This is a genomic window from Stenotrophomonas sp. YJH_SMC_91 (assembly GCF_059368495.1).
Genome location: NZ_JCAFRT010000001.1, coordinates 232,772 through 256,195 on the forward strand (window position 1 = coordinate 232,772; position 23,424 = coordinate 256,195).

The 23,424-nt window shown below is 66.5% G+C and carries 17 protein-coding genes and 1 pseudogene; 10 read left to right on the forward strand and 8 right to left on the reverse strand.

What is annotated here, in order from left to right; genetic code table 11:
* Positions 1–61 precede the first annotated feature (61 nt).
* Positions 62–772 (reverse strand): glutathione S-transferase, encoded by a 711-nt coding sequence (locus tag AC5P5X_RS01020; RefSeq protein WP_060380491.1) that lies wholly within the window; start codon positions 770–772, stop codon positions 62–64.
* A gap of 170 nt (positions 773–942) precedes the next feature.
* Between AC5P5X_RS01020 and AC5P5X_RS01025 the strand changes: the two genes are divergently transcribed.
* Positions 943–1,764: a DUF3014 domain-containing protein gene (locus AC5P5X_RS01025; protein ID WP_495215880.1), complete on the forward strand. Its 822-nt coding sequence runs from the start codon at positions 943–945 to the stop codon at positions 1,762–1,764.
* 181 nt (positions 1,765–1,945) lie between these two features.
* Positions 1,946–4,531 carry an ATP-dependent chaperone ClpB gene (gene clpB / locus AC5P5X_RS01030; RefSeq protein ID WP_111189032.1) on the forward strand — a complete coding sequence of 862 codons (2,586 nt, stop codon included), beginning with the start codon at positions 1,946–1,948 and terminating at the stop codon, positions 4,529–4,531.
* Between the two features lie 72 nt (positions 4,532–4,603).
* Here the strand turns inward: clpB and AC5P5X_RS01035 are convergent, their stop codons facing one another.
* From AC5P5X_RS01035 to AC5P5X_RS01045, 3 genes and pseudogenes are all read right to left on the reverse strand, one after another.
* Positions 4,604–5,404, reverse strand: a complete 801-nt coding sequence (locus AC5P5X_RS01035) for a MipA/OmpV family protein (RefSeq protein WP_005414289.1) — start codon at positions 5,402–5,404, stop codon at positions 4,604–4,606.
* A 140-nt stretch (positions 5,405–5,544) separates the two neighbouring features.
* Positions 5,545–6,835 (reverse strand): annotated as a pseudogene (locus AC5P5X_RS01040) (ATP-binding protein).
* Positions 6,832–7,569 (reverse strand): winged helix-turn-helix domain-containing protein, encoded by a 738-nt coding sequence (locus AC5P5X_RS01045; RefSeq protein ID WP_005414287.1) that lies wholly within the window; start codon positions 7,567–7,569, stop codon positions 6,832–6,834. Before AC5P5X_RS01045 ends, AC5P5X_RS01040 begins: the two are co-directional and overlap by 4 nt.
* A gap of 182 nt (positions 7,570–7,751) precedes the next feature.
* Between AC5P5X_RS01045 and AC5P5X_RS01050 the strand changes: the two genes are divergently transcribed.
* Positions 7,752–9,038, forward strand: a complete 1,287-nt coding sequence (locus AC5P5X_RS01050; RefSeq protein WP_111189033.1) for an O-acetylhomoserine aminocarboxypropyltransferase/cysteine synthase family protein — start codon at positions 7,752–7,754, stop codon at positions 9,036–9,038.
* A gap of 488 nt (positions 9,039–9,526) precedes the next feature.
* Here AC5P5X_RS01050 and ybaL read toward each other — a convergent pair whose 3' ends face one another.
* A complete protein-coding gene (gene ybaL, locus AC5P5X_RS01055; protein ID WP_005414286.1) occupies positions 9,527–11,224 on the reverse strand; it encodes a YbaL family putative K(+) efflux transporter in 1,698 nt (565 codons plus the stop codon).
* 483 nt (positions 11,225–11,707) lie between these two features.
* On the opposite strand from ybaL, the gene AC5P5X_RS01060 reads away from it, so the two are divergent.
* From AC5P5X_RS01060 to AC5P5X_RS01070, 3 genes are all read left to right on the forward strand, one after another.
* Positions 11,708–12,247 carry a hypothetical protein gene (locus AC5P5X_RS01060; RefSeq protein ID WP_049411116.1) on the forward strand — a complete coding sequence of 180 codons (540 nt, stop codon included), beginning with the start codon at positions 11,708–11,710 and terminating at the stop codon, positions 12,245–12,247.
* Between the two features lie 44 nt (positions 12,248–12,291).
* On the forward strand, positions 12,292–12,789 hold the full coding sequence (locus tag AC5P5X_RS01065; RefSeq protein ID WP_111108686.1) for a hypothetical protein: 498 nt from the start codon (positions 12,292–12,294) through the stop codon (positions 12,787–12,789).
* A gap of 156 nt (positions 12,790–12,945) precedes the next feature.
* Positions 12,946–13,797: a hypothetical protein gene (locus tag AC5P5X_RS01070; RefSeq protein WP_227843754.1), complete on the forward strand. Its 852-nt coding sequence runs from the start codon at positions 12,946–12,948 to the stop codon at positions 13,795–13,797.
* Between the two features lie 104 nt (positions 13,798–13,901).
* Here AC5P5X_RS01070 and AC5P5X_RS01075 read toward each other — a convergent pair whose 3' ends face one another.
* A complete protein-coding gene (locus AC5P5X_RS01075) occupies positions 13,902–16,289 on the reverse strand; it encodes a TonB-dependent receptor plug domain-containing protein (RefSeq protein WP_111189034.1) in 2,388 nt (795 codons plus the stop codon).
* A gap of 335 nt (positions 16,290–16,624) precedes the next feature.
* Between AC5P5X_RS01075 and AC5P5X_RS01080 the strand changes: the two genes are divergently transcribed.
* A complete protein-coding gene (locus AC5P5X_RS01080; RefSeq protein WP_005414284.1) occupies positions 16,625–18,490 on the forward strand; it encodes an ABC-F family ATP-binding cassette domain-containing protein in 1,866 nt (621 codons plus the stop codon).
* A 78-nt stretch (positions 18,491–18,568) separates the two neighbouring features.
* Here the strand turns inward: AC5P5X_RS01080 and ampR are convergent, their stop codons facing one another.
* Positions 18,569–19,435, reverse strand: coding sequence for a LysR family transcriptional regulator AmpR (ampR, locus tag AC5P5X_RS01085; protein WP_005410767.1), 867 nt, complete (start codon positions 19,433–19,435; stop codon positions 18,569–18,571).
* Between the two features lie 175 nt (positions 19,436–19,610).
* Between ampR and blaL2 the strand changes: the two genes are divergently transcribed.
* The 3 genes from blaL2 to AC5P5X_RS01100 all read left to right on the forward strand — a co-directional run bounded on the left by blaL2 (position 19,611) and on the right by AC5P5X_RS01100 (position 22,516).
* Positions 19,611–20,522, forward strand: a complete 912-nt coding sequence (blaL2, locus tag AC5P5X_RS01090; RefSeq protein ID WP_005414283.1) for a L2 family extended-spectrum class A beta-lactamase — start codon at positions 19,611–19,613, stop codon at positions 20,520–20,522.
* Between the two features lie 84 nt (positions 20,523–20,606).
* Positions 20,607–21,821, forward strand: a complete 1,215-nt coding sequence (locus tag AC5P5X_RS01095; protein WP_005410765.1) for a cation:proton antiporter — start codon at positions 20,607–20,609, stop codon at positions 21,819–21,821.
* Between the two features lie 53 nt (positions 21,822–21,874).
* A complete protein-coding gene (locus AC5P5X_RS01100; protein WP_005410764.1) occupies positions 21,875–22,516 on the forward strand; it encodes a hypothetical protein in 642 nt (213 codons plus the stop codon).
* A 49-nt stretch (positions 22,517–22,565) separates the two neighbouring features.
* On the opposite strand, the gene AC5P5X_RS01105 is transcribed toward AC5P5X_RS01100, so the two are convergent.
* Positions 22,566–23,309: a DUF3011 domain-containing protein gene (locus tag AC5P5X_RS01105; protein ID WP_049403871.1), complete on the reverse strand. Its 744-nt coding sequence runs from the start codon at positions 23,307–23,309 to the stop codon at positions 22,566–22,568.
* Between the last annotated feature and the right edge of the window lie 115 nt (positions 23,310–23,424).

Genomic DNA, 23,424 nt, shown 5'->3' on the forward strand with positions numbered 1-23,424 from the left:
CGCTGGCCGGCAAAGCGGTGGGCTGCAGACGCATCATGTGGTTGCCGGCTAGCGGCCGGCACTACCGCTCTCCATCCAGTTCCGGGTAGTGGCGGAAGATGCCGTTGGTGTTGAACGGCAACCGCCGCTCCGAGGCCAGATAGGCGGCGATGTTCGGCCGCTTTGCCACCCGCTCCTGCAGCGCACGCAGCAGGGGCAGGGTCGGCGCCAGTGCCTGCATGCGGCGCGGGAACATGTAGTCCAGTCCGCTCAGCAGCTGGAACAGCGACAGATCAACATAGGAATGCTCGCGCAGTGCGTGGCGGCCACCATTGGCGGCCAGCACCTGCTCGAAGTAGCCGAGGAACTTCGGCAGCCGTTCGCCACGCAGGGAGGCGGCCCGTGCCTTGGCTTCGGTCTTCTGCTCTTCGTAGTACTTCGATGCGGCGATCGGATGGTGGGTGTCGTGCACCTCGGCTACCAGATCAGCGATGGTCAGCTGCAACTGCAGTGCCTGCATCCGCCGCGAGGCCGCCTGCGGCACCAGGTCAAGCGGCGGGCCGAGAAAATCCAGGATCGCGGCGACCTGTGCAATGACCTGGCGGCCCGCCTTCAGGAATGGCGGCGCGAAGGGCTGCGCACCTTCACTGCTGCCATCGAGAAACGGCTGCATCACCGCATCGCCGTGCTCCCGCGCCATGTCGATGTAGTCGGCACCGGCATCCTCCAGCGCAAGCCGCACGAACTCGCCACGGCCCTGGATGCCGGTCCAGTAATACAGCGCGTACTGCATGGCAGTGCCTCCACAGAACAAGGCTCACAGCCTCGCGCGCTGCATGCAAAGCAAGTGTGAGCACGGCCTTGCTGCAGGCCTCAACCCGAACGGCAGCGGAACAGGCGGGGAACCGGCTGCAATCGGTGGGGTCACACCTTCATCATGCGTGTGAAACGAGGTGCTGCATCATGCAGAGTGGAAAGGCGGTATGGCCCTGGGTGTTGGGCGTGGTGGTGATCGGTGGTGCCGGTGGTTGGCTGTTCCGCGATCAGCTGAAGCGCCTGGCAGACGGTGTTTCGGTGCCGGTGCAATCAACCCCCGCCAGTACCGGCGCGCCGCCACAACCGCAGGCGGCCGCGGAACCCGCGCCAGCACCGCCCGCGATCAAGCATCCGCTGGATACCGAGGCCGCCGCCGATCCGGCGCTGCCCAAGCTGGCTGACAGCGATACGGCCGCCTGGGGTGCATTGAGCCAGTTGCTCCAGGGCGAGGGGCCACTGACCCTGCTGCTGCGCGATCATCTGATCCAGCGCCTGGTCACCCAGGTCGACAACCTGGACAAGCCCAGCGTGCCGCCGACTGCGCTGGCCGCGCGGCCGCTGCCGGGCAACCTGCAGGTCGAGCCGGGCGAGGGTGGCGAACGCATCGCCGCCAGCAACGCGGCGCGCTATGCATCCTACGTGCAGGCCTTCACCGCGCTGGACCCGGCGGCAACGGCTACCGCCTACAAGCGCTTCTATCCGCTGATCCAGCAGGCCTATGTGGACCTGGGCCGGCCCGACGGGTACTTCAACGACCGCCTGGTCGCGGTGATCGACCACCTGCTGGACACCCCGGAACTGGCCCAGTCCCCAGTGGTACAGCGCGATGAACGCGGCCGCTACCGCTTTGTCGATCCCACCCTGCAGTCGCGCTCGATCGGGCAGAAGGCGCTGCTGCGGATGGATGCCGCCCAGGCGCGGGCGGTCAAGCAGCAGCTGCGGGCGATCCGCAGCGCGATCACCCGCTGAGCCCGTTCACTGCGTGGAACTGATCGGGATCAACACGCCGACCACACCGGTTCCGGCATGCTGGCCGAAGCCTGACTGGCCTCGAGGTGCAGTCGCAGCCACCCTTGAAACCGGGTGGGGCAACCGCATCTTTCCAGCATCGCCGGCGCGGGCCGGCCCTGATGACCGATGAGGATTCGCAATGCGGATGGACAAGCTCACCTCGCGTTTCCAGCAGGCGCTGGCAGACGCACAGTCGCTGGCCGTGGGCCGCGACAACAGCATCATCGAACCGGTTCACCTGTTCAGCGCGCTGCTGGACCAGCAGGGCGGCAGCACGCGTCCGCTGCTGGCCCAGGCCGGGGTGAACGTGCCGGTACTGCGCGAGCGCCTGACCGAGGCGCTGGATGCGCTGCCGAAGGTGTCCGGCCAGGCCGGCAACGTCTCGATGGGCAACGACCTGGGGCGCCTGCTGAACCAGACCGACAAGCTGGCCCAGCAGCACGGGGATGCCTTCATTGCCAGCGAGTGGTTCGTGCTGGCGGCGCTGGACGACGGCGGCACGCTGGGCATGGCGCTGCGCGCCGCCGGTGCCGACAAGACCCGCCTGCAGGCGGCCATCGACAAGCTGCGCGGCGGCGAGAACGTGCAGTCGGAGAATGCCGAGGAACAGCGCCAGGCGCTGGAGAAATACACCATCGACCTGACCGCGCGTGCCGAGAGCGGCAAGCTCGACCCGGTGATCGGCCGTGACGAGGAGATCCGCCGCACCATCCAGGTGCTGCAGCGCCGGACCAAGAACAACCCGGTGCTGATCGGCGAACCCGGCGTGGGCAAGACCGCGATCGTGGAAGGACTGGCCCAGCGCATCATCAACGACGAAGTGCCCGAGGGCCTGCGCGGCAAGCGCGTGCTGTCGCTGGACATGGGCGCGCTGATTGCCGGGGCCAAGTTCCGCGGCGAATTCGAGGAGCGCCTGAAGGGCGTGCTCAACGACCTGGCCAAGAACGAAGGCCAGATCATCCTGTTCATCGACGAACTGCACACCATGGTCGGCGCCGGCAAGGCCGATGGCGCGATGGATGCCGGCAACATGCTGAAGCCAGCGCTGGCACGCGGCGAGCTGCACTGCATCGGCGCCACCACGCTGGACGAATACCGCAAGTACATCGAGAAGGATGCTGCGCTGGAGCGTCGCTTCCAGAAGGTGTTCGTGGGCGAGCCGTCGGTGGAGGACACCATCGCGATCCTGCGCGGCCTGAAGGAAAAGTACGCCGTGCACCACGGCGTGGAGATCACCGATCCGGCCATCGTCGCGGCTGCGACGTTGTCCAACCGCTACATCACCGACCGCCAGCTGCCGGACAAGGCCATCGACCTGATGGACGAAGCCGCCTCGCGACTGCGCATGGAGATCGACTCCAAGCCGGAAGAGCTGGACCGCCTTGAGCGCCGGGTGATCCAGCTGAAGATCCAGCGCGAGATGCTGAAGAAGGAGAAGGACGAAGCCTCGCGGCAGCGCCTGGCCGACCTGGAGAACGACATCGACGGGCTGGAGCGCGAGTTCTCCGACCTCAATGAAATCTGGAAGTCGGAGAAGGCCGCGCTGCAGGGCGCGACCAAGATCAAGGAACAGGTCGAGCAGGCCAGGCTGGAGCTGGAGGCCGCGCAGCGCCGCCAGGATTTCGCCAGGATGAGCGAGATCCAGTACGGGCTGCTGCCGCAGCTGGAAAAGCAGCTGGCCGCGGCCCAGGAGGCCGAGCACAAGGACTTCAAGCTGGTGCAGGACCGCGTGACCGACGAGGAGATCGCCGAAGTCGTATCGCGCTGGACCGGCATCCCGGTCAACAAGATGCTCGAAGGCGAGCGCGACAAGCTGTTGCGCATGGAAGAGGTGCTGCACAACCGCGTGGTCGGCCAGGAAGAAGCGATCAAGGTCGTCTCCGATGCCGTGCGCCGTTCGCGTGCGGGCCTGTCCGATCCGAATCGCCCGGCCGGCTCGTTCCTGTTCCTCGGCCCGACCGGTGTCGGCAAGACCGAGCTGTGCAAGTCGCTGGCCGAATTCCTGTTCGACAGCGCCGACGCGATGATCCGCATCGACATGAGCGAGTTCATGGAGAAGCACAGCGTCGCCCGTCTGATCGGCGCGCCTCCGGGTTACGTGGGCTACGAGGAAGGTGGCTACCTGACCGAGGCCGTGCGTCGCCGTCCGTACTCGCTGATCCTGCTGGACGAAGTGGAGAAGGCGCATCCGGATGTGTTCAACATCCTGCTGCAGGTGCTGGACGATGGCCGCCTGACCGATGGACAGGGCCGCACCGTGGACTTCCGCAACACCGTCATCGTGATGACCTCGAACCTGGGCTCGCACCAGATCCAGGACATGAGCGCCGACGACAGTCCGGAGGCCTACACGCAGATGAAGGCGGCGGTGATGGGCGTGGTACAGGCGCACTTCCGTCCGGAGTTCATCAACCGCCTGGACGACATCGTGGTGTTCCACCCGCTGGACAAGCAGCAGATCAAGCAGATCGCGCGCATCCAGATGCGTGGGCTTGAGAAGCGGCTGGCCGAGCGCGGATTGAAGCTGGCGGTCTCCGATGCGGCGTTCGACCTGCTCGGCAACGTCGGCTTCGATCCGGTCTATGGCGCGCGCCCGTTGAAGCGTGCAATCCAGTCGCAGCTGGAGAATCCGCTGGCGCAGCAGATCCTGTCCGGTGCTTTCGTCAACGGCGATACCATCGAAGTCGGAAACGACGGCGGCCGCCTGGTGTTCGCCAAAGCGTGATTCACACGGGGCGCTGCCTGGCCGTAGCGCCCCGTTTCCTGCGAAGTGGGCCGGGCAATGCCCGGCGCTCACTCAGAAGCGGTGCGTATAGCCGCTCATCAAGCCGAACTGGTTCGCCTTCTGCACGATCGGGCTGTCGGCGGCATCACCGAGCAGGCGCGTGCCTTCGGCCGAGATGTACCAGTTGCCGTTGCGGCCCACGCGGTGGCTCCACTTCAGACCGACACCGGCACTGACCAGGCCGGCCTTTGGCTTGTGCTCGGCAAAGCCGGTACGCGCCGCCTGTTCCGGGCTGACGCCGTACCAGGTCTGCATGTAGCCGCGGTTGCCGTAGTCGGTGGACACGCTGCCGCTGACCACGCCGCCGGCCAGGTCGAACAGCGGCATGCTCAGGTTCAGATGGATCTGCTGGGTGGCCAGGCCGTTCTCGGCCTTGTCCTCGTCCTTGCGGGTGAACTGCCAGGAGCCGCTCAGCACGGCTTCGCCCAGCGTATAACCAGCCGAGATGCCGACCAGGGGACGGGTATCGATATCACCCATGCCGCGCAGGAAGTCGGAACCGCCGAGCAGCGAGTCCTTTTCCTTGCGGATGCCGCTGGCGCCGACATACGCGCGCACGCGGGTGTGCTCGCCGATGGAGGTGCCCCAGCCAATGCCACTGGTGCCCAGAAACCATCCACCCGGCGAGGTGACATCAAAGGACAACGACGGTGTCGCACGATACTCCTCGCTGCCGCTGTAGCGCGGCGCCACGCCACCGCCGGCAGCGACCTCGAAGGTCCAGTGGTCATCCTTGGCGTGGGCGATCGGTGCGGCGAACAGCGGCAACAGGGCCAGGCAGAGCAGGGCGGGGGAACGGCGGAGCTGGGACATGGAAACTCTCGACAATGGGAGGAAGGCAGCACGCGCATCCGGCGAGTGCTGCAGGGTCGCTAGCGTGGCGATACGCCGGCGACCGATCCGTCCGCAGTTGTGCGGGAGTTGTAATCAACTGTAATCGCGCCCAGGGGCGTTCAGCTGGCAGCCAGCGGCCAGTGCATTTCCATGCGCGCGCCGCCCAACGTGGCGCGGCTGATGCGAAGCTCGCCGCCGTGGCGGACGGCAATGCGGCTGACGATGGCCAGGCCCAGGCCGAAGCCCCCGGTATCGCGGCTGCGGCTGTCATCCAGGCGGGTGAACGGGCGCATCACCTTCTCGCGATCGGCTTCGGCAATGCCGGGACCGTCGTCATCCACACGCAGGCAGGCGCGGCCGCTGACACCGACCAGCGAGACTTCCACCTGCGAACGCGCATGGCGCAGCGCATTGCCCACCAGATTGCTGAGTGCCAGCTGCAGCAGGCGCGGCTCGGCATCCACCCGTGGCAACGCGCTGGGCTGCACGCGCAGTATCACGCCGGCACGTTCGGCATCACGGCGCGCATCGGCCAGGCAGGCCTGCAGCCAGTCGTTGGCTTCGATGCGCTGCATCGGCTCGCCCTCGCTGGGATGCTCCAGCCGTTCGTAAGCCAGCAGTTCGCTGACCAGCCGGTTGAGCTCGGCCAGGTCACCGTGCAGGCCCCGCGCCAGCCGTTCGCGGCGTTCGCGGTCATCGCTGTCCTGCATCAGGTCCAGGCCGAAGGCCACGCGCGCGATCGGCGTGCGCAGCTCGTGCGAGATCGCATGGGTCAGGTCGCGCTGGCGCTGCACCAGTTCGGCCACGCGTGCCGCCATGCGGTTGGAGTGGTCGACGATGACCCGGATCTGCGAGCGTGGCGAGACCTGCGCACGTGCCTGCAGATCGCCCGAACCGATGCGGTCGGCATGCCGGCGCAGCGCTTCCAGGTCGCGCCAGAGCAGGCGCACCCACGCGTACAGGCTGGCGCCCCACCAGCAGCAGGATGCTGAGGTAGGCGGCGATGGTCATGTACGTGGTCATCTGCACCGCGCCAGGCAGGCGCAGGTGCAGCCAGCGGCCATCGCTGCCCTCGATGGGCAGCAGGACCTGCTGGTATTGATCGCGCACGATGAAACCATCGGCCTTCACGGCCACCTGTTCCTGCGCGTCGAGTGCGGGAGGTTTGTCGAGCAGGGTCAGGGCGATGCCGTAGTGTGGCTGCCACTGCTGCAGGCGCTCACGCTGCTGGTCGGCATCCAAGCCGGCCAGGCCACTGCGCAGGGCGTACACCTGACCACGCACCTGCTGGACGAAGACGCGATCCTGCACGGGCGTGTAGATGCCGTCCAGGATGTGGTTGAGGAAGAACACCGACACCAGGAAGCAGGCACCCGTGATAAACCACAACCACAGGAACAGCCGCTTCATGCCGTCCAGGCCGACGGATTGAACTGGTAGCCACGGCCCCACACGGTCTTGATCCGCCGCGGTTCGCGCGCATCATCACCGAGCTTGCGGCGCAGCTTGCCGATGCTGACATCGACACTGCGGTCCAGGCCGTCAAAGCCGATGCCGCGCACCGCCTGCAGGATCTGGTCGCGCGACAGGATCTGCCCCGGCTGGCTGGCCAGCAGCCACAGGATCTCGAATTCCGTGGTGCCCAGCTCGACCGGCTGACCGTGCAGGTGCACTTCGCGCTGCATGCGGTCGATCAGCAGTTCGCCATGCATCAGACGGCTGGGTGTACCGGTGTTGCTGCTGCCATGACGGCGGCGCAGCAGGGCGCGCAGGCGGGCCAGCAGCAGGCGCGGCTCGATCGGTTTGTGCACATAGTCATCGGCGCCCGATTCCAGGCCCAGCACCTGCTCGATGTCGTCTTCGCAGGCGGTCAGCATCAGGATCGGCACGTCGGAGAAGCTGCGGATCTGCCGGCACACGTCGATGCCGCCGAGGCCGGGCAGCATCAGGTCCAGTACCACCAGCTCGGGCGCATGCTGGCGGCAGGCCGCGCCGGCAAGGTCACCGCGTGCCACATGCTGCACGGCGAAACCATGTTCGTGGAGATAGTCGCTGACCAGCTCGGCCAGGCGACGGTCGTCCTCCACCAACAAGACCTGGGTCGGGGTACCGTTGGCGGTGGGTGTCCAGGGGGATGGCTGCATGCGCGTGGGGCCTCCGTGCCCGGGCAGGAGCGCCCGGCGGCGAAGCCTATCAACGCCCCGTGACCGCTGCCTGAATCGCGGCCAACCTGATAACCCCCGGTATGGACGTCATCGCCAGCAGCTTTCAGCGGCCGGCGACGGCTGGCCTATGGTGGCGGTTTCCCCGGATGGAGCCTGGCGCAATGAGCGACCCGCAGTGGCAACTGGAAACCCTGGCCGTGCACGGCGGCTACCGTCCCGACCCGACTACCCGCGCGGTGGCGGTGCCGATCTACCAGACGGTGGCGTATGCCTTCGATGACACCCAGCACGGCGCCGACCTGTTCGACCTGAAGGTACCGGGCAATATCTATACGCGCATCATGAACCCCACCACCGACGTGCTGGAGCAGCGCCTGGCCGCGCTGGAAGGCGGCATCGGTGCGCTGGCGCTGGCCTCGGGGCAGGCCGCGATCACCTATGCCATCCAGACCATTGCAGAGGCCGGCGACAACATCGTTGCCTCCAGCGCGTTGTATGGCGGCAGCCTCAACCTGCTGGCGCACACCCTGCCGCAGTACGGTATCCAGGCGCGCTTTGCTGATCCGGCTGATCCTTCTGCGTTCGCCGCGCCGATCGACGAGCGCACCAAGGCGGTGTTCGTCGAATCGATCGGCAACCCGCGCGGCAACGTCACCGACATCGCTGCGATTGCGGAGGTCGCGCATGCCGCTGGCGTGCCCCTGATCGTCGACAACACCGTGGCCACGCCGTTCCTGCTGCGCCCATTCGAGCACGGCGCCGACATCGTGGTGCATTCGCTGACCAAGTACCTGGGCGGCCACGGCACCAGCCTCGGCGGCGCGATCATCGATTCCGGCGGCTTCGACTGGACCGCACAGCCCCAACGCTTCGCGCGGCTCAACCAGCCCGACCCCAGCTACCACGGCGTGGTCTATACCGAAGCCCTGGGGCCAGCGGCCTACATCGGCCGCGCGCGGGTGGTGCCGCTGCGCAATACCGGCGCTGCGTTGTCGCCGTTCAATGCGTTCCTGATCCTGCAGGGAATCGAGACCCTGGCCCTGCGCATGGAACGCATCAACGCCAACGCACTGGCCGTCGCGCAGTTCCTGAAGTCACACGCAAAGGTGGCGTGGGTGCGCTATGCCGGGCTGGCCGACGATCCCGAGCACGCCGCCGCGCAGCGCTATCTGGGTGGGCACGGCTCGGGCGTGCTGACCTTCGGCCTGCCGGGCGGGCGCGAGGCAGGCGCACGTTTCCTTGACGCGCTGAAATTGTTCACCCGCCTGGTCAACCTGGGCGATGCGAAGTCACTGGCCACCCATCCCGCCTCGACCACCCACCGCCAGTTGGATGCGGCGGAGCTGGCCAAGGCCGGCGTCAGTGAAGACACCGTGCGGCTGTCGATCGGCATTGAACATATCGGCGACCTGCGTGCCGACCTGGAACAGGCCCTGGCCGGCGCCTGATAGCCACACGCTTGGTCGTCATCGCCACAGGCGATCACCACCGGTGCCGCGATGCGCTACGGTGGAACTGCCTCTCCAAGGCGTGGCAACGTGGCGATCCAGATCCCCGGTCGATGCGGGTCGACCGGGGATTTTTTTGTTTCCGGGGTCAGATCCGTTTTCCTGTGGAAAACGGATCTGACCCCATGCACCAACAGCAGCGGGGAACTGTCGAAGGCGGGGTGGGTCCGGTGGCGGGAGTGTCCGCGGCATGGGCCCGAGGCATGCCTCGGGCGGGTTGGGCAGGACGCCCAACCCTGGTCTTGCCGTGTGTGCAAGGACTGCACACACGAGCAAGCCGCGGCCAAGCCCCCATGGAAGGGTTTACGGCGTCTCCCGCCACCGGACCCACCCCGCCATCCCACGGAATGCCTGCTTTTGCTTTTGCCGTTGCAGTTGAAGTTGCTCCAGCAGGTGCAGGGCTGCAAGCCCTGCCGCACGCACACCCCTCACACCACCGGAATACTGTGCTGGCCCAACCCGCGATACGGCGGCGTGGCCATCACCATCTCCGCCAGCGAATACGCCAGCTCACGTTCGGCCATCACTGTGCCATCCGCGCCGTGTTCCAGCAGATGCTTCACCTCGGCATCGCTGTGCGCACGCGCCAGCAGGGTCAGGTCCGGGTTGATCGCCCGCAGCTTGGCCAGTGCCTCACCGGCTTCCAGCGGCTGCGGAATCGCCAGCACCGCGATCTTCGCGCGTTCCGGATGGGCCTCGGCCAGCACCCGGTCGGCAGCGGCACTGCCGCGGATCGCCGCCAGGCCCTTGGCGTGCGCCTGCTCGACGTGTTCCTTGTTGTCATCGATCACCAGCACCGGCACGCCACGGTCGCGCAGTACCTGCGCCAGTTCGCTGCCCACCCGGCCATAGCCGATCACGATGGCGTGGTCATGCAGGTCGCGCGACGGGCCGATCGCTTCGGGCGGCTCGGGTACCTGCGGAGACTGCTCCTGCTTGGCCTGCCAACGGTCGAGCAGGCCGAACACCAGCGGGTTGAGCATGATCGACACCAGCGCCCCGGCCAGCACCAGCGACTGGCCTTCCTTCGGCAGGATCTGCAGCGCCACGCCGAGGCCGGCGATGATGAAGGCGAACTCGCCGATCTGCGCCAGGCTGGCCGAGATGGTCAGCGCGGTGCTGGTCGGGTGGCCGAACGCACGCACGATGAAGAACGCGGCGGCTGACTTGCCGAACATGATGATCAGCACCGTGGCCAGCACCTGCCACGGGTGCTGCACGATGATGTTGGGGTCGAACAGCATGCCGACCGACACAAAGAACAACACCGCGAACGCATCGCGCAGCGGCAGCGAATCATGCGCGGCCTTGTGGCTCAGCTCCGATTCGTTGAGCAGCATGCCGGCAAAGAACGCGCCCAGCGCGAACGAGACGCCGAACAGCATCGCCGAGCCGAACGCCACGCCCAGCGCGATCGCCAGCACGGACAGGGTGAACAGCTCACGCGAACCGGTACCGGCGATGCGTTCCAGGATCCACGGGATGACCCGGCGCCCGACCACCAGCATCACCGCCACGAACAGGCCCAGCTGCACGAAGGTCCAGCCGATATCGGCCAGCACGCTGCCCAGCGAGTGCGATTCCTTGGCCGCGTCGGGGCCGAACACGCCGGCCATCACCGGCATCATCACCAGTGCCAGCACACAGGCCAGGTCTTCCACGATCAGCCAGCCGACCGCGATCTTGCCGCGCATGGTCTCCAGCAGACGGCGTTCCTCCATCGCCCGCAGCAGCACCACGGTACTGGCGGTGGCCAGCGAGAAACCGAAGATGACGCCATGGATGGCCGGCCAGCCCATCAGCGAGGCCACGCCCCAGCCGAGCAGGGTGGCCACTGCGATCTGCCCAATGGCACCGGGAATGGCGATGGCCTTGACCGCCATCAGGTCCTTCAGCGAGAAGTGCAGGCCGACACCGAACATCAGCAGCATCACGCCCAGTTCGGCCAGCTGGTTGGCCAGCGCCTGGTCGGCGACGAAGCCGGGGGTGAACGGACCTACGCAGATGCCAGCAACCAGGTAACCGACCAGGGGAGACAAGCGGAGCTTGTTGGCCAGCGCGCCGAAGATGAAGGCGAGCCCCAGGCCAACGGCAACGATGTTGATCAGGTCGGTGTCATGGTGCATCGGCACTCGCAGGAAATCGGGGGAATGCCCCGATTTTCACCGATGCGGCCAGATACGGCAAACCGGGCCAGCGTATCGGATCGTTGCGTGGGCGGAGCCATCAGTGGTCGGCGTCCGGCCTGGCGTGTGCGGGGCGGTCGAGGGTGGCGCTGTCGGGATCGGACCTGTTTGGGGTGGCCAGTGGCTCTGGACCGTGGACCGCAGCCAGGCCGACGCCACCCGAGAAAGGCACGGGAAGGGGATGGGTTCGATACGCGGCGGTGCCATCGCAGGACCCTTTGCCCCTGTGCGCCAAGGTTTTCCGTCGATGCGACAGCATCCAAGGGCCGGTGGCCGGCCGGGAGGCGCAGGCGACGGGGCTGAAGTTTGCAATCTGGCGGAGGGTTCCTCGAGTCCGGAACACGTCACCATGTGTCCGCTACTCCGTTCTGCTGACCAATCAGAGGGGCCTGCTCTCTCCAGACCGCATGGGCGAACGACCACATGAAGCTTCCCGGCATTGACGTAGTGATTCAGGCGATAGGTCAAGACACAAGCTCGGCGCCCCTGTCCCGCTTGCTCCTTGATCTGGAAATTGGTGAGCGCGACTTTCGTCACTATCCGTTGAAGTTGGCGGGAATGCGGTTCTGGACTGACGAGGAAAATACGCTGCAGTTGGAATTCAAGGACGTCGGGCTGCTGGTGGACATTCCTTACCACGACCTGGACGAAGGGCCCTGGGTACTGACGAGCGTAGCGCTCTGGGGAGCGAGAGTGAGTAAGAAGAACAAAGTCAGGAAGGAGAAGCCTGCCTACTCAGGCCCGTTGCCCTGTGGACTGAGCTTTTCCATGCTGCGCCAGCATGTAAGGGAGCGACTCGCCGCGTTGAGTGCAGGGAATGCTGTTGAAATGGGATTTGATGGTGAGGTGGATGTCTGGTGCGTCAGTGGCTTGGAGCTTGCGGTTGATTTCTCTGGTCCAGATGACTCGATCCGCTGCATCTCGTTGAGCATCCCCATCAAGCGTAGCGATCACCATCCGTAAGCGCTACGTAGGCGCATCTCGCCCATACAGATAGGCGGAATTTCATGAATCATCCCACCGTTGAAGAGTTCATCGCCGCGATCGGTAGAGATTCGGAATCGAAGGAGCTCGAAACCATCTTTTCCAGGATCGGAATCCAGCTTCAGAATCTGGATGATTACCGCCTGGGTGTCAGTGGTCACCGGATCTGGGCAGATGACGCTGCTGGACTGCAGCTTGAATTCAAGGATGCCGGTCTGGTCTCAGAGACCGCCTATCACGACATCGATGATGGCCCCTGGATGCTCACCGACGTGATCTTCTGGGGCTGGCGAAATGACACCGGCACCCAGTATGAAGGGCCGATGCCTTTCGGCCTGAACTTCCTGATGTCCAGGGACCAGATCAGGTCGGACGCATCTGTCGATCTGGGGGCGCCAACGGTGTTTGGTCTGTCTGGCAATGTCGACGCATGGATGCTCGGAAAGCTGGAGCTGGCTGTCGACTACGACGGTGAAAGGGGAGTCCGCTGCGTCAGCCTGGGGCTGCCACAAGAGGAATGAATGGACCTACAGGCGATAACAGCCCTGTTTGGCAGAAGCGCCACTGACCCAGCCGTCTCAACGATGCTGCAGTCGCTTGGCGTCAGGCGAAGGCCAGAGCTGGCCCGGCCTGCCAAAAGCCCTTACGAGACGATTGTGCGTGTGAGCGCGCGGGGCATGCTGTTCTCCTTCAGCGAGCGCAACTACTGGAACGGGCGATCCATTGCTTCGCACGGCAAGAGCGGTGAGCTGATCTTCACCAACGTTGCGGTGACGGCCGGCATTCCGGATGTCATGCGCAGGTACGAAGGCGACCTGCTGTTTGGCCTGCAATGGGAGGACGATAGGACGACAGCGCGCGAAAGGCTCGCCACGGCGGGCTTTGGGGACAGCTTGCACGCCGGCAGGCGTGACGCGTGGTGGTTGCCTGACTACCGCATCCGTCTGACGTATCAGGCTGGATGCATCAAACAGGCAGGAGCGTGTGGGATCTTTGATATCAGCTTGGGAATTCCCATGCATCCATTGGCTTGCGCACCGGCAACGCGCGAGTACCCTTCGGCGGAGCAGGTGCTCGCTGTCCTCGGCAGATCGACCAATGACCCCGATTTCCAGGTCGCGTTCCGGGACCTTGGTCTTGCGAGTCTGATGGCGGAGGCGAGCAGCGAGGTCGTTGATAGATCCGACGAGCATGGCTTCATCCTTTACTTTGACAGTAGGCAGGGCGTGCCCGGTAGCCATCCGGTATGCACCGGCATCAGTTTCGTCCGCGATCGACTGGGAAACTCAAGAGCCTGGGCTGGGCCGCTGCCATTCGGCCTTCAATTCGATGATCCGCCGTCCATTCTCGAAGAGCGCATGGATCAACGAGCCAGTCGTTGGCTTGATGAAGGAACGTTTGGCAGCGCGAGGTGGTCGCTGCCTGGTCTTCAAGTGAGCGTGAATTTTGACAGTCTGGACAACTGTCTCGAGTCTGTCCGTGTGATCGTAGAAGGTCATCGCACGTCCAATTGCCAGCCGCGCGGCTGATCTTGCCCGCAGCACATAACAAAACACCCGCCGGATCACTCCGGCGGGTGTGAGAGATGTGGCTAGGAGTTGCCGGCCAGCGGCCGGCACTACCAGAGCGTCGCTTACCAGGTGTACTTGATCCGCCCGTACACATACGCGCCGTTGAAGCCGAACGGCGAGTAGTTGCTGTACGGCAGCATGCCGAAGGTCGAGTTCTGCAGGTCTTCGGTACGGTCCGGGTACTTGTCCAGCAGGTTGTCGGCGCCCACGGTCAGCGTCCAGTTGCTGCTCGGCTTGTAGCTGGCCGAAGCATCCACCACCCAGGCATCGCCGTAGGTCTGGTCGCGCAGCGCGGTGGCCGAGTTGCGCACGGTGAATTTGCCGTAGCGGGTGGCGGCCAGGCCTAGTTCCCAGTGGTCCGAACGCCAGGTGCCGCTCAGGATCGCCTTGTCGCGCGGGTAGCTGTCCTCGATGCGGCCAATTTCGTCGCGACCGATCAGCGACTGGGTCAGGCCCAGCGTTCCGAACACCGCCGGGGTGCCGCCGACGCGGCGCACTTCGGTGTCGTTGTAGCTGTACGCAGCGGTCAGCTCCAGGCTGCTGGCGTTGAACGGCACCGTATAGCTGGACACGAAGTCGACGCCACGGGTGCGCGTATCCAGGCCGTTGGTGAAGTAGGAGAACGCGGTCACCTGCGGCAGGCCCAGGGTGCCCAGCAGCGCGCTGGTGGCCGCGTTGGTGGTGATGCTGGACGACAATGCGATGCGGTCATCGATGTCGATCTGGTAGGCGTCGACGGTGATGTACAGGCGGTCGACCGGCTGCAGCACCAGGCCCAGGCTGTAGGAGGTGGAGGTTTCGGCCTTCAGCGGCGAGGCGCCCAGCGCCTGTGCGGCCGGGCTGGTGGTCGGGAAGGTACCGCGCTCGACGAACACGCCATTGAGGAACTGGCTGGTGACCGCCTGGTAGCCCTGCTGCGCCAGCGACGGTGCACGGAAGCCACTGGAGGCGGTGGCCCGCAGCGCGACCTTGTCGGTGAATGCATAGCGCGCCGACAGCTTGCCGGAGAAGCGGTCGCCGAAGTCCGAGTAGTCCTCGTAGCGGCCGGTGATGCCGGCCGAGAACTTCTCGGTCAGGTCCGCTTCCAGGCCAGCATAGACCGCGTAGTTGTGGCGGTCGGCATGCACTTCATTGGTCGGGGTGAAGCCCGCGAAGCCCTGCGCGCCGCTGCCGGTGTACGAGTTCAGTTCGCCCGGGTTCTGGTCCCACTTTTCCTTGCGGTACTCACCACCGAAGGACAGCGTGACCGGGTAGGCCAGGCCCCAGTCCAGCGACTTGGTCAGGTCGGCATTGAAGATGTCCTGCTGGTACTTCAGCGTGCCGTCATAGAACGAGCGCGGGCTGGTTGCGCCGAGGCTGTAGTTGATGCTGTTGCGGGTGTGGAAGTCGAGGGTGTTCTCACCGTGGTTCAGGCTCAGGTCCCAGGTCCAGCCGTTGTCGGTGTTGCCCTTGACCCCGGCCACCAGCGAGCGGTCCTTCGAATACTGGTTGATCTCCGGCACGAAGCCGTCGGGGTAGGTCTGCGCCAGCAGCGCGCTCTGCCCGCTGTGGTTGCGCGAACGGTAGAACGCGAACGAGGTGATGTCGCGGTTGCTGAGCAGCGCGCTGGCGTAGCCGGTCACGTGGTCGCTGAAGTCGAAGCTGGCGTTGGCCGACGCGGCGGTGGCATCCACGCGCGGGTCGCCGACGATGAAGGTCTTCTGGCCGATGCTGGGGAAGTTGCCGGTGTTCGGGGTGGTGCCGCGGTACGGGCCGGCGCGGTTGCTCTCGTCCTGCTGGCTGATCTGGCCAGCCACGTGCACGCGACCACGGCCGTTGCCGAACTCGACGCCGGTATCGCCGGAGAGCTGGTACTTGTTGCCGTCGCCGGCGGAGTACTGGCCGTAGTCCACGGCCAGGCTGCCGCCACTGCCGCTGCCCTTGAGCACGATGTTGATGACGCCTGCAATGGCGTCCGAGCCGTACTGTGCCGACGCACCGTCGCGCAGCACTTCCACACGCTCGATGGCGGCGATCGGAATCGCATTGATGTCCACCGCCGACGAGCCACGGCCGATGCTGCCGTTGACGTTGATCATCGCCGAGGTGTGGCGGCGCTTGCCGTTGACCAGCACCAGCACCTGGTCCGGCGACAGGCCGCGCAGCTGCGCCGGGCGCACGCCACTGGTGCCGTCGGTCAAGGCCGGGCGCGGGAAGTTCAGCGAGGGCAGGGCGCGCGACAGTGCGGTGGCCAGTTCACTGGTGCCGGTGGACTGCAGCACTTCAGGGGTGATGATGTCGATCGGCGACTGCGATTCGGCGACGGTGCGGTCGGCCACGCGGGTGCCGGTGACGATCACCGTGTCCAGGGTGTTGGCGGCGGTGCCGGCCTGCTGGGCAGCGGCAACGAACGGAGAGCCACCGAGTGCGACAGCGACGGCGGCGGCGATCAGGCTGGTCTTGCGGGTCATCGGGATGGGGCTCCGGTTGGCGGGGGTGGCACCGGAATCGACATCACGGGGGTGAGGCGGACGGCGGTTGTTGCGGTGCGCAAGGCAGGAATTAACGGGATATTCAGTGCCTGTCAAATGGTTGCAACAGGAAAAAACGTTGCAGCAGCAACCATTTAGCGGCAGAGGGCAGCGGCGGGAGGTGGGGCCCGGGGGCTGCGCGGGGCCGACGAGGGAGAGAGTTGGCCTGCCGCCGCGCATCCCGGGGCGCGTCAAGTATTCGTTAACGCTAGAATTACGTCGCAGGAACAGTGCTCACCAGCACATTCCATCCGGTTATATGGACCCCTCCCCCGATGATCTCCCTTCGTAATTTCGCCTTGCGCCGCGGCGAGCGGCTGCTGTTGTCCAATGTCGACCTGACCCTGCACGCCGGTTACAGGGTGGGCGTGGTCGGCCGCAACGGTGCTGGCAAGTCCAGCCTGTTCGCGGCGGTGAAGGGCGAGCTGGAGGCCGACAAGGGTGACGTCGACCTGCCCGGCAAGGTCCGTATCGCCAGCGTGGCCCAGGAAACCCCGTCGCTGCCGGACCCGGCGCTGAGCTTTGTGCTGGGCGGGGATACCGATGTGGCTGCGGTGCTGGCTGAAGAGGCTGAAGCAACCGCGCGCGAAGACTGGGAGGCGGTGGCCAACGCGCACACGAAGATGGCCGAGATGGGGGCCTACGACGCCGAAGCGCGCGCCGGCAAGCTGCTGCACGGCCTCGGTTTCCCGGCCGAGACCCACCACCGCGCGGTGTCCTCGTTCTCCGGCGGCTGGCGCGTACGCCTGAACCTGGCCCGCGCGCTGATGATGCCCAGTGACCTGCTGCTGCTGGACGAACCGACCAACCACCTGGACCTGGACGCGGTGTACTGGCTGGAGCAGTGGCTGCTGAAGTACCCCGGCACCCTGCTGTTGATCTCGCATGACCGTGAGTTCCTCGACAACGTGGCCACCCACACCCTGCACCTGCACGGCGGCGGCGCCAAGCTCTACCCGGGCGGTTATACCGATTTCGAGCGCCAGCGCGCCGAACAGCTGCGCCAGCAGCAGATCGCGCACGAGAAGGAACAGGCCGAGCGCGCCCACCTGCAGAGCTTCATCGACCGCTTCAAGGCACAGGCCAGCAAGGCCGCGCAGGCGCAGAGCCGCATGAAGCGCCTGGCCAAGCTGGCCGGCACCGAAGCAGTGCGCGCCGAGCGCGAGTTCCGCATCGAGTTCGCGCCGCCGGCCAAGCTGCCGTTCTCGCTGATCCGCCTGAACCATGTCGAGGCCGGCTACGGCAAGGACGCAGTGATCCTGCACAACGTCGGCTTCGGTCTGGAAGCGGGCCAGCGCATTGGCCTGCTCGGCCCGAACGGTGCCGGCAAGACCACCCTGGTGAAGACCCTGGTGGGCGAGCTGGCACCGATCGTCGGCGAGCGCATGGCGCACCCGGACCTGAAGATCGGCTACTTCGCCCAGCACACGGTGGAGTCGCTGCACGAAGGCCAGTCGCCGATGGAGCATTTCCGCGAGATCGCCCCGGACGCACCGAACCAGTCGTTCCGCGACTTCCTCGGCAAGTGGAACTTCCCGGGTGACCGCGCGTTCGAGCCGGTCGATGGCTTCTCCGGTGGCGAGCGCGCACGCCTGGCGCTGGCGCTGATCGCCTGGCAGCAGCCGAACGTGCTGCTGCTGGACGAACCGACCAACCACCTTGACCTGGAAATGCGCGAAGCGCTGGCCGAAGCATTGGCCACCTTCGAAGGCGCGATCGTGATGGTCTCTCACGACCGCCATCTGATCGGCCTGGTCTGCGATACCTACTGGCGCGTGGCCGATGGCGTGGTCGAGCCGTTCGATGGCGACCTGGATGCCTACGCCGCGTGGCTGCGTACCCGCCCGCAGGCGCAGGGCACCAAGGCGCGCATGGAACAGGTGGAAGAGCCGGTGGTGGTCAAGACCGCCCCGGTGGCGCAGGTGGTGCAGAAGAAGCCGGTGAACCCGCACAAGCTGGCCGCCGCTGAAGCCAAGGTGGCCGAGCTGGAAGGTGCCCTGGCCGAGCTGGACCGCCAGCTGGCCGACCCGGCCAACTACGCCGATGCCACGCGCATGGCCGTGCTTGGCCGCGATCGTGAAACGGCCGCCGCGCAGCTGGAAAAGGCCGAAGCCGCCTGGATGGAACTGCTCGAGTCCTGACCGGTAGTGCCGGCCGCTGGCCGGCAGCGCGATGCGCCCACAACGATCAAGGGGTTGCCGGCCAGCGGCCGGCACTGCCTACCCGCCCTGTGCCTGCAGCCATTCGCGGAAGCGCCTGGCCGGCTCACGTTCGGCACGCGATCGCAACCGCGTCAGCCAGTAGCGCCCCAGCTCCAGCGTGGTGCTGAACGGCTGCAGCAGGCGACCCTCGGCCAGTTCCTGCTCGAACATGCGCAGCGGCAGCAAGGCCACACCGGCGCCACCGGCGGCCGCCATCGCGACCGTCAACGAGGAATCGAATACCGGCCCGCGCGCTTCCACGCCGCTGACCCCGGCCGCCTGCAGCCAGCGCGGCCATTCGTCGCTGCGGTAGGAACGAAGCAGCGGCAGCGTGCCCAGGTCGCGTGGCTGTTTCAGGCGCCGCGCCAGCGCCGGTGCGCACAGCGGTGCAAACGGCGCGTCGAGGATCGCCGTGCACGCCTGGCCCTGCCAGTCGCCATCACCAAAGCGGATCGCCAGGTCCAGCCCTTCTCCGGCCAGGTCGATGCGGTTGTTGTGGGTCTGCAGGCGCAGCTCGATGTCCGGGTGCGCTGCCTCGAACGCGGCCAGCCGTGGCAGCAGCCAGCCGGTGGCGAAGGTGCCGACCACGCCCAGGGTCAGCACTTCACGCGCAGGTCCGCCGGTGTAACGCGCGATGCTGGCGGAGATGCGCTCGAACGATTCGTTGAGCACCGGATACAGCGCCGCGCCTTCATCGGTGAGCGCCACGCCGCGCGGGAGGCGATGGAACAGGCGGATGCCGAGCCGGTCCTCCAGTCCACGGATCTGGTGGCTCAGTGCGGCCTGGCTGACACACAGCTCCAGCGCGGCACGGGTGAAGTTCTGGTGGCGGGCGGCGGCCTCGAAGGCGCGCAGCGCGTTCAGTGGCAGGGTAGGGTGCAGCATCGCGCAGTCGTGAGCTGGAGTGATGGATGATCCTAACGCTTCAACGAAACATTTCGGAAAATTAAGGGGTTGAATGCGTCAGACATTAATTGAACTAATGTCTCTCGCAGATTTTTTGCGCTGGTCGCCCCCGATCAAGGCTTCAATAATCGAGCGGTCCCCCAGGAGAACCCGCATGCTCGCCCGTCGCCGATTCCTGCAGTTCAGTGGTGCCGCCGTGGCTTCCTCGCTTGCCTTGCCGCTGCTGGCACGTGCAGCGGGCAAGGCCACCGCCAACGCACCCACCGATGCCGCCATCACCGCCGCCAGTGATTTCGCCGCGCTGGAAAAGGCCTGCGCCGGACGCCTCGGCGTGACCCTGCTGGACACTGCCAGCGGTCGCCGCATCAGTCATCGCCAGGACGAGCGCTTCCCGATGTGCAGCACCTTCAAGAGCATGCTGGCGGCCACCGTGCTCAGCCAGGCCGAACGCATGCCGGCATTGCTGGACAGGCGCGTGCCGGTGGGCGAGGCCGATCTGCTCTCGCATGCACCGGTCACCCGCCGCCACGCCGGCAAGGACATGACCGTGCGCGACCTGTGCCGTGCCACGATCATCACCAGCGACAACACCGCCGCCAACCTGCTGTTCGGCGTGGTCGGTGGCCCGCCCGCAGTGACCGCGTTCCTGCGCGCCAGCGGCGACACGGTGAGCCGCAGTGACCGCCTGGAGCCGGAGCTGAACAGCTTTGCCAAGGGCGACCCGCGCGACACCACCACGCCGGCGGCGATGGCCGCGACCCTGCAGCGCGTGGTGTTGGGCGAGGTACTGCAACCGGCTTCGCGGCAGCAGCTGGCCGACTGGCTGATCGACAACGAAACCGGCGACGCCTGCCTGCGCGCGGGCCTGGGCAAGCGCTGGCGCGTGGGTGACAAGACCGGCAGCAATGGTGAAGACGCGCGCAACGACATCGCCGTGCTGTGGCCCGTAGCTGGGGGCGCCCCGTGGGTGCTGACGGCTTATCTGCAGGCAGGTGCGATCAGCTACGAGCAACGCGCTAGCGTGCTGGCACAGGTGGGGCGGATTGCCGACCGGTTGATCGGATGAGGTAACCGGGGTCATTCAAACGTGGCTTGCCGGATCGGTTCGGCGCGCGCATCCTGCGCGCGTTCGAACCACACGGAAGTCCCCATGAGCCATGAACTGATCTACCTGCTGCTGATCTTCGCGCTGCTGGTGATCCCGCGCGCGCTGCAGCGTTTCAGCCTGCCCGCGCCGCTGACCTGCCTGCTGTTCGGCATCATCGGCATGCTCTGGCTGGGCGACCAGGCCCATGATGCGGTGATCGGCCTGCTGGCCACGCTGGGCATTTCCTCGCTGTTCCTGTTCGCCGGCCTGGAAGTGGACCTGCAGGCGCTGCGCCGTGGCATGTGGCCGCTGCTGGCGCACCTGGTGATCCGTACCGGCACGCTGTTCGGCGTGGGCTGGCTGGCCTGGCGTTATGCGGGGCTGCCGTGGCAGGCCGCCGGCCTGCTGGCGCTGGCGCTGCTGACGCCGTCCACGGGCTTCATCATGGACTCGCTGTCGCGGCTTGGCCTCAGCGAAGACGAGCGGTTCTGGGTGACCAGCAAGGCCATCGCCGGCGAACTGCTGGCGCTGGCGGCGTTGTTCATCGTGCTGCAGGCCGGTGACCCAGGGCACATGGCGTTGTCCAGCCTGGCACTGCTGGCGATGATGATCGGCCTGCCGCTGCTGTTCATCGCGCTGGGCCGCTGGGTGGCACCGCACGCGCCGGGCTCGGAATTCTCGCTGCTGGTGATGGTCGGCATGGTGGCGGCCTACATCACCTACCTGCTGGGCGTGTACTACCTGGTTGGCGCGTTCATCGCCGGCCTGGTCGCGCGCCTGCTGCACCAGCGCATGCCGCTGCTGGCCTCGCACGAGAACCTGCACGCGCTGCGCCTGTTCGCCTCGTTCTTCGTGCCGTTCTACTTCTTCAACGCCGGCACCAAGGTGCCCGCCGAAGCGCTGAGCTTCGAGGCGCTGGGGCTGGGCATCGTGATCACCCTGGTGGTGCTGCCGCTGCGCATCGGCGTGGTCTGGCTGCAGCGCCGGGTGATGTTCGGCGAGAGCTTCCGCAGCAGCCTGCGGGTTTCGCTGGCGCTGGCACCGACGCTGATCTTCACCCTGGTGCTGGCGGCGATCATGCGTGAGCGCTTCCAGATTCCGGCGGTGCTGTTCGGTGCGCTGCTGCTGTACGCGGCGCTGACCACGCTGTTGCCGTCGCTGGTGTTCCGTACACCGTTTGACGTTGATCCGGTGGAGCAGGAGCCGGCCGGCGAGGGCGAGGCCGCACCGGTGGCGGCGACCGAAGCACTGCCGGCAGCACCGTCTGCCGAGCGCTGAGCGGGACTGGCGCGCGGTTTGCGCCCATCGTCCATGGCCGTTAGGGTTGGGGCATGAGACCGATTGCCGTTGCCACTACCGCCGCCCTCCTGCTCAGCCTCGCTGCGTGCACGCAGCGCTCCGATACGGTCGCCCACGATCTGGCGACCGCACCGGCCGATGCGTTCATGGCCGCCATCGCCGCACATTGCGGCCAGGCCTACGTCGGCAAGGTGGTGGAGGACACGCCTGCACCGACCGCCAAGGATCCGTTCGCCGGGCAGCGCCTGGTCATGCATGTGCGCGGCTGCGCCGACCCGGCGCACGAGCTGCGCATCCCGTTCCATGTCGGTGATGACCACTCGCGGACCTGGGTGCTGACCCGCACGCCGAACGGGCTGCGGCTGAAGCACGACCATCGCCACGAAGACGGCAGCCCCGACGCGATCACCCTGTACGGTGGCGACAGCACGCCGCCGGGCACCGCCGAGCGCCAGCAGTTCCCTGCCGATGCCGATTCGGTGGCGATGTTCCGCCGTGCCGACATGCTGGCTTCCACGCACAACACCTGGGCGATGGAGATCGATCCGGACCAGACGTTCGTCTACGAACTGACGCGCCCGGACGGCCGCCGCTTCCGCGTGCAGTTCGACCTGAGCAAGCCGGTCGACCTGCCACCGCCACCGTGGGGCGACGACACAGCACCCGCACCGTGATCCCGGGGTCGGATCCCTCCTGCGGAGGGCTCTGACCCCGACCCTGCACTCACCGCGTGCCGAAGCGCGCCCGGCAGCCGTTGCTCACCCACACCTGGCCACGCGAATAACCCCAGCTGCGGCCTTCCTGGCAGGCGCTGCCCGACAGCTGCTGCTGCAGCACCGGCCGGCCCTGGCGCTCATCCCAGTCGCAGGTCTGCGAGCGGTTGTTGTTGCTGCTGCAGGTGACGGAATAGTTGCTGTTGCCACCGCCCCAGCCGCCACCGCCACCGCCCCAGCCGCGGGCCTCGGCGAATTCGGCGCGGCAGCCATTGCTGACCCATACCGCGCCGTTGCGCACACCCCAGGTACGGCCCTCGTCGCAAGGGCTGCCGGACAACTGGCGGACCAGGCGGGCATTGCGCCAGCCGACCGGGCAGCTGCGCTCGCGGTTGTTCTGGCTTTCGCAGCGGATGGTCTCGCCGGGGCGACCGTTGTTGCCTCCCCAGCCACCGCCATTGCCGCCGCCCCAGCCACCACGGGCCTCGACGAACTCGGCGCGGCAACCATTGGTGACCCAGATGCTGCCATTGCGGCTGCCCCAGGAGCGCCCTTCCTCGCAGGGGCTGCCAGACAACTGACGGACCAGCTGCGCGCCGCGCCAGCCGGTGTTGCAGACCCGTTCGCGGTTGCTCTGGCTTTCGCAGCGGATCACCCCGTTCTGCGCAGAGGCGGACGGAGCGGGCAGGGCAAGGGTGCCCAGCGCACCCAGGCTGAGGGTCACGGCCAGGCTGGCCAGGGACAGCGGTTTCATGGCGGCATCCCATACGGTGGCAGGTGCCCGACTATAGGGAGGGGGACGATCAAGCCGGTGTGACTGGCCGGATTTGCCCCAGCCGGGGCCTCGGCCGCAGAATACGAGGCTTTCC

What these genes read in the sequence shown, in the direction of transcription:
- blaL2 (WP_005414283.1), top strand. Translation starts at nt 19,611, where the DNA reads ATGCTCGCCCGTCGCCGATTCCTGCAGTTCAGTGGTGCCGCCGTGGCT.
- AC5P5X_RS01100 (WP_005410764.1), top strand. Translation starts at nt 21,875, where the DNA reads ATGAGACCGATTGCCGTTGCCACTACCGCCGCCCTCCTGCTCAGCCTC.
- AC5P5X_RS01035 (WP_005414289.1), bottom strand. Translation starts at nt 5,404, where the DNA reads ATGTCCCAGCTCCGCCGTTCCCCCGCCCTGCTCTGCCTGGCCCTGTTG.
- AC5P5X_RS01060 (WP_049411116.1), top strand. Translation starts at nt 11,708, where the DNA reads ATGAAGCTTCCCGGCATTGACGTAGTGATTCAGGCGATAGGTCAAGAC.
- ybaL (WP_005414286.1), bottom strand. Translation starts at nt 11,224, where the DNA reads ATGCACCATGACACCGACCTGATCAACATCGTTGCCGTTGGCCTGGGG.
- AC5P5X_RS01075 (WP_111189034.1), bottom strand. Translation starts at nt 16,289, where the DNA reads ATGACCCGCAAGACCAGCCTGATCGCCGCCGCCGTCGCTGTCGCACTC.
- AC5P5X_RS01065 (WP_111108686.1), top strand. Translation starts at nt 12,292, where the DNA reads ATGAATCATCCCACCGTTGAAGAGTTCATCGCCGCGATCGGTAGAGAT.
- AC5P5X_RS01070 (WP_227843754.1), top strand. Translation starts at nt 12,946, where the DNA reads ATGCTGTTCTCCTTCAGCGAGCGCAACTACTGGAACGGGCGATCCATT.
- AC5P5X_RS01080 (WP_005414284.1), top strand. Translation starts at nt 16,625, where the DNA reads ATGATCTCCCTTCGTAATTTCGCCTTGCGCCGCGGCGAGCGGCTGCTG.
- clpB (WP_111189032.1), top strand. Translation starts at nt 1,946, where the DNA reads ATGCGGATGGACAAGCTCACCTCGCGTTTCCAGCAGGCGCTGGCAGAC.
- AC5P5X_RS01050 (WP_111189033.1), top strand. Translation starts at nt 7,752, where the DNA reads ATGAGCGACCCGCAGTGGCAACTGGAAACCCTGGCCGTGCACGGCGGC.
- AC5P5X_RS01105 (WP_049403871.1), bottom strand. Translation starts at nt 23,309, where the DNA reads ATGAAACCGCTGTCCCTGGCCAGCCTGGCCGTGACCCTCAGCCTGGGT.
- ampR (WP_005410767.1), bottom strand. Translation starts at nt 19,435, where the DNA reads ATGCTGCACCCTACCCTGCCACTGAACGCGCTGCGCGCCTTCGAGGCC.
- AC5P5X_RS01020 (WP_060380491.1), bottom strand. Translation starts at nt 772, where the DNA reads ATGCAGTACGCGCTGTATTACTGGACCGGCATCCAGGGCCGTGGCGAG.
- AC5P5X_RS01025 (WP_495215880.1), top strand. Translation starts at nt 943, where the DNA reads ATGCAGAGTGGAAAGGCGGTATGGCCCTGGGTGTTGGGCGTGGTGGTG.
- AC5P5X_RS01095 (WP_005410765.1), top strand. Translation starts at nt 20,607, where the DNA reads ATGAGCCATGAACTGATCTACCTGCTGCTGATCTTCGCGCTGCTGGTG.
- AC5P5X_RS01045 (WP_005414287.1), bottom strand. Translation starts at nt 7,569, where the DNA reads ATGCAGCCATCCCCCTGGACACCCACCGCCAACGGTACCCCGACCCAG.